The organism is Wolbachia endosymbiont of Pentalonia nigronervosa, from assembly GCF_014534705.1.
Lineage (GTDB): Bacteria > Pseudomonadota > Alphaproteobacteria > Rickettsiales > Anaplasmataceae > Wolbachia.
In genome coordinates this window covers 1-1,782 of the sequence record NZ_JACVWV010000140.1, presented here as the reverse complement: position 1 = coordinate 1,782, position 1,782 = coordinate 1, and the positions used below count along the sequence as shown (strand labels likewise).

The 1,782-nt window shown below is 36.9% G+C and carries 2 protein-coding genes and 1 pseudogene; all 3 read left to right on the top strand.

Annotated elements, in window-relative coordinates:
- Window positions 1-279 (top strand): DUF4815 domain-containing protein (locus tag IC220_RS08130; RefSeq protein WP_369408777.1); only part of this gene is annotated, 279 nt, incomplete at its 5' end.
- The gene (locus IC220_RS07370; RefSeq protein WP_369408776.1) at window positions 266-1,030 is read left to right on the top strand and encodes a DUF4815 domain-containing protein; all 765 of its coding nucleotides are present in this window, start codon (window positions 266-268) and stop codon (window positions 1,028-1,030) included. The genes IC220_RS08130 and IC220_RS07370, both read left to right, overlap by 14 nt.
- A 10-nt stretch (window positions 1,031-1,040) precedes the next feature.
- Window positions 1,041-1,782: pseudogene (locus IC220_RS07365) on the top strand (hypothetical protein); the annotation flags it as partial.

Here is a 1,782-nt window from a genome sequence, read left to right as displayed (position 1 = left end):
TCTGGAGTTGCTGACCCAATACCTGATTTTGCTATACTTGAGATCATTCAGATAAAACAAGGCAACGTTATCTATGAAAATAACGCTGATTATAAGCTAAAGTCAGGAGATGTAGATTGGTCATTACCTGGAAAAGAACCAGCTCCTGGCAGCAGTTATGAAATCACCTACAGAGCTAGAACTCACACTACTCCAGAAGATTTAAATGAAGAGGGAGGTAAAATAACTGGAGCAGTTGATGGCACCATGGTGTTAATTCTGGAAAATGCCTCGCTATGATTTAATTACCATAGATGCAAAAGGAACGGTGAGAAGAATAAAAGGTATTGCACACCCCTGGAGGCCATCAATGCCAAAAGCACCTTCTGGTCAATTAGCTCTCAGCTACGTTTATCAACAGTGGAAAAAAGATGAAAAACCTGAAGTGATAAATAGTGCTATTCACGCTGTGCCAATGAATGATTTGGAAAAGATGAAAAAGGGAATAAATGATCTTTATGCTTTAGTTGCACAGGAAAGTCTTAAAAATGATGCAAACTCAAGAGATTCCACGAGTAAAAAAGGTATGTTCGTTGACCCGTTTTTTGATGATGAAATGCGGGATCAAGGAATAAAACAAACTGCAGCAATAGTGAATAAAGAGCTTACTTTACCAATTAATGTAACAGTTGTTGATATTGACAGAGGAAAGAAATCTTATTTACTGCCACATGAACTTGAGCCAATACTTGAGCAACTTTTGCAAACTAAAGAGATGAAGATAAACCCTTATCAAGCATTTGATCCGATACCTGCAAAAGTGACAATTAACAAAAGCGTAGATAATTGGACAGAAGTAAAGACTAATTGGTCAAGTCCTATAACACGAGAATTTAGTACTGTAGGAATGACAGAACTTATATCAAGAACAACCAAAGAAGCCGAATTTATGCGAGAAGTAACTCAAGAATTTAAAATTGAAGGTTTTGCAGCTAACGAAAAGCTTAAGGAATTAAAGTTTGATGGAATTTCTATTACACCAATAGAATAGAGAGAAAAAAGTGGAAGCTAACAATCAAGGACAAATAAAGGGAAAAATAAAAATCCCAGCAAATATTCCAGCAGGTACAAAATTAGTACAATTTTTTGGTGATCAAGGAAGCTATGGTGAAGCAACGTATACTGGTAAAAAAACTATTACCATAGAAGAGAGAAGAAGAGTAATTGCAACAAAACGAGTTGATCCTTTAGCCCAGACATTTACGCTAGATGAAAGCAGGCATATAGGAGGTGTGGATTTATGGTGTATAAATAAAGGGACAAAACGTGTTGTTGTACAAATCCGGGAAACAGCAGTGGGAATGCCCTCGCAGACTGTCATTGCTGAAAGAACTATTGAGACAAGAGATATAAATGTTAACGGTACAGCAACACGTGTCACTTGGTCGCCGGTTTGGTGTGAAGCTGGCAGAGAATATGCTATTGTTTTACTAACTGATGATCAAAATACTGCAGTTAAAATAGCGGAATTAGGAAAATATGATGCAGTAAACAGCCGTTGAGTAACGAGTCAACCATATCAAGTGGGAGTATTACTGTCATCAAGCAATGCCAGCACTTGGACTCCACATCAAAATTTAGATTTAACTTTTCGACTGTTAGCTGCAAAATTTACTGAAAATTCCACCACAATTAACCTTGGCAAGATTACCGCAAATAACACTTCAGATTTAATTGCTCTGGCAAACGTTGAAAAAGTCTCATTTGATACTAATGCTGAGTTTATTTTAACTGAACAGGATG

Bases quoted from the DNA above. Each gene is read 5' to 3' on its own strand.
- IC220_RS07370 (WP_369408776.1), top strand. From the start codon at position 266: ATGCCTCGCTATGATTTAATTACCATAGATGCAAAAGGAACGGTGAGA.